The sequence below is a fragment of the Dietzia sp. DQ11-44 genome (assembly GCF_014145205.1).
Taxonomy (GTDB): Bacteria; Actinomycetota; Actinomycetes; order Mycobacteriales; family Mycobacteriaceae; genus Dietzia; species Dietzia natronolimnaea.
Window position 1 is genome coordinate 1 of record NZ_JAALEC010000109.1, and the last position, 3488, is coordinate 3488.

The following is a 3488-nucleotide window of genomic DNA, read 5'->3' on the forward strand; positions in this document are numbered from 1 at the left end:
GTTGAACAGATCGCCGACGACGCCGTAGTCCGCGATCTCGAAGATCGGGGCCTCCTCGTCCTTGTTCACGGCGACGATCGTCTTGGACGTCTGCATCCCGGCGCGGTGCTGGATGGCGCCCGAGATCCCCAGGGCGATGTACAGCTGCGGCGACACGGTCTTGCCGGTCTGACCCACCTGGAACTGACCCGGGTAGTACCCCGAGTCGACGGCGGCGCGCGAGGCACCGACCGCACCCTTGAGCGAGTCGGCCAACGGCTCGACGACCTCTTCGAACTTCTCCGCCGAACCCACGCCACGACCACCGGCGACGACGACGGTCGCCTCGGTGAGCTCGGGACGGTCGCCACCGACGATCGGGTTGCGGGAGATGACCCTGGCGGCGTTCTCGGGCTCGGGGACGTCGACCTCGACGACCTCACCGGCCCCGGCGGACGGCGACGCCTCGACGGCGCCCGGGCGCAGGGTGTAGATGGGCGTGTCGCCGGCGACGGTCGCCTCGACGGTGAACGCGCCACCGAAGATCGAGTGGACCGCGGACCCGTCGGACTTGATCTCGACGACGTCACACAGGGTGCCGGAACCGGTACGGGCCGCGAGGCGACCCGCCACCTCCTTGCCCTCGAACGTGGCGGCCAGGACGATCGCCGCCGCGCCCTGCTCGGCGAGCCCGGCGAGGACGTCGACCTTGGGCGTGACGAGGTAGTTCTGGACCGCGTCGCCCTCGGCCACGTAGATCTTCTCCGCGCCGGCCTCCTTGAGGGCGTCGGTGAGCGCTGCGGCGGTGCCGGTCTCACCGAACACGACGGCGGACGGCTCACCGAGCGCGCGTGCGGCGGTCAGCAGTTCGAGGGTGACCTTCTTGAGTTCGCCGTCGACGTGCTCGACCGCGACGAGGACTTCAGCCATGGTGGATTCTCCTTGAAAAAGACTGGTGGGAGTCGGTCGGGGTGAGCGCGATCAGATGAGCTTCTGCGCGACGAGGTACTTGGCGACCTCGTTGCCGCCCTCGCCCTCGTCGGTGAACTTCTCACCGGCGCTGCGCGGCGGCTTGGGGACCGACGACGTGACGGTGGTCGCCGCGTTGTCCTTGCCCACCTGGCCGGCCTCGACGTTGGTGTCGGCCAGCGTCAGGACCTCGACCGGCTTCTTCTTGGCGGCCATGATGCCCTTGAAGGAGGGGAACCGCGGCTCGTTGATCTTCTCTCCGACCGACACGACGCAGGGCAGCGACGCCTCGATCTCGAAGATGCCCTCGTCGGTCTCCCGCTCACCCTTGATGGTCCCGCCGGAGACCTCGAGGGTGCGCATGTGGGTGACCTGCGGCAGGCCCAGGTACTCGGCGATGATGGCCGGGACGCTGCCCATGCGGCCGTCGGTGGCCTCGTTGCCACAGATGACCAGCTCGGTGCCCTCGATCGTGCCCAGCACGTTGGCGATGGCCCACGCGGTCTGGACGACGTCCGAGCCGTGGAGCGCCTCGTCGTTGAGGTGGACGGCCTTGTCGGCCCCCATCGACAGGGCCTTGCGGATCGCCTCGGTGGCGCGGTCGGGACCGGCGGTCAGGACGGTCACCTCGCCCCCCTCGGCCTCCTTGATCTGGAGAGCCTGCTCAACGGCCTTCTCATTGATCTCATCGAGGACCGCGTCCGCGGCCTCGCGGTCCAGGGTGAAGTCCCCATCGGAGAGCTTGCGCTCCGAGTAGGTGTCCGGAACCTGCTTGATCAGTACGACGATGTTCGTCATGGGCCTGCGTCGACCTCCTGCGAGTCGGGGCTGGGTGCGATCCGAACTGGCCGGGCGCACCGGATTGTGGTCCTGGGGACAACAATAACGTCACCCGGGCCCACCCTGCAGGAGCGGGGCCGTCAGTTGATGCGCTTGTCCCACCCCGACCACGCGGCGTCGCGGAGTTCGTTTTTGCGGACCTTGCCGGTCGAGGTGCGCGGCAGGGCCTCGGTGAGCTCCACCGCACCGGGCACCTTGTACCGGGCGATCCTGGTCCGGCAGTGATCGATCACACCGTCCTCGTCGAGGTCGGAACCGGGTTTCACCACGACGTACGCCTTCGGACGCTCACCCCACTTCTCGTCGGGCATCGAGACCACGGCGCAGTCCACCACGTCGGGGTGCGCCGCGATCGCCTGTTCGACCTCGATCGTGGAGATGTTCTCGCCGCCGGAGACCACCACGTCCTTGGCGCGGTCGAGCAGCTGCACGTACCCGTCCGGGTGCATCACGCCGAGGTCGCCCGAGTGGAACCAACCCCCGGCGAACGCGGTCGCCGTGGCCTCGGGGTCGGCGAAGTACCCCTTCATCACGCCGTTGCCCGTCATGACGACCTCGCCCATCGTCACGCCGTCGGCCGGGACGTCGACGAGGTGCTTCTCGCCGGGGCTGGTCCGCTCGACCACCCGGACCGTGTCGGCGTGGATCATGGCCACGCCCTGACGGGACTTGAGGCCCGCTCGCTCGTCCGGGTCCAGGTCCGCCCAGTCGGGCTGGGGCGTACACACCGTGAACGGCCCGTAGGTCTCGGTGAGCCCGTACACCTGCGTCACGTCGATGCCCAGGTCCTCGAAGCGTCGCAGGATCGTGGGCGAGGGCGGGGCGCCGGCGGTGACCATGCGGATCCCCGTCACCGGCCGGGCCGCCGGGTCGTCGGCGATCGTGCTCAACACCGCCGGGGCGCCGGCGAGGCGGTTGATCCCCTCGTCGTCGAACAGTCTCCAGATCTCATCGCCCCGGACGGCGCGCAGACACACGTGGGTGCCCATCGCGCCGGTCAGGGCCCACGTCGTGCACCACCCGTTGCAGTGGAACATCGGGAGCGTCCACAGGTAGCGCGAGTCCGCGTCCAGTCCCTGGGTGATGATCTCCCCGAGGGCGTTGAGGTAGGCACCGCGGTGGGTGTACATGACGCCCTTCGGGCGCCCCGTCGTGCCCGAGGTGTAGTTGACGGCGATCACGGCGTCCTCGTCCTCCACCGCCCAGGACACCGGCTGCGGGGAGGCCAGTGCCAGACCCTCCTCCAGCGCCTCGGCGCGGGGACCGAAGCGGGCCGGGTCCGGCTGGGTGCCGTCGGCGTCGGGGGTCACCAGGATCAGACTGATCGACTCCGGGACCTCGTCCCCCAGCCCGGCCAGGAGACCGGCGTCGGCGATGAGCACCGAGATCCCGGCGTGCTCGGTGATGTACGCGACCTCCGGGGCCGCGAGGCGGGTGTTGAGGGCCACCACCGCCCCGCCGGCGAGCGGGACCGCGAACTGTGCGAGCAGCGCCTCGGCGGAGTTGGGCGCGAGCACCCCGACGCGGTCGCCCCGGGCGACCCCGCGCATCCGCAGGAGTGAGGCCAGCCGCGTGGCGCGATCGGCGAACTCCGCGTAGCTCTGGCGGCGGGGGCCGTCCACCACCGCGGTCGCCTCGGGGAACACACGAGCGGCCTTCTCCAGGAAGCTCAGCGGGGTGAGAGCGGTGTCGAGTCCTGA

General features: G+C 70.0%; 3 protein-coding genes. All 3 read right to left on the minus strand.

Annotated elements, in window-relative coordinates; all coding sequences use genetic code 11:
• Positions 1–909: electron transfer flavoprotein subunit alpha/FixB family protein (locus tag G6018_RS03345; protein ID WP_182638715.1), on the minus strand; the 909-nt coding region annotated here is incomplete at its 3' end.
• A gap of 51 nt (positions 910–960) precedes the next feature.
• Positions 961–1746, minus strand: coding sequence for an electron transfer flavoprotein subunit beta/FixA family protein (locus tag G6018_RS03350; protein WP_179525538.1), 786 nt, complete (start codon positions 1744–1746; stop codon positions 961–963).
• 122 nt (positions 1747–1868) lie between these two features.
• Positions 1869–3488, minus strand: a 1620-nt coding sequence (locus G6018_RS03355) for an AMP-binding protein (protein ID WP_241731981.1), incomplete at its 5' end; no start/stop codon positions are given.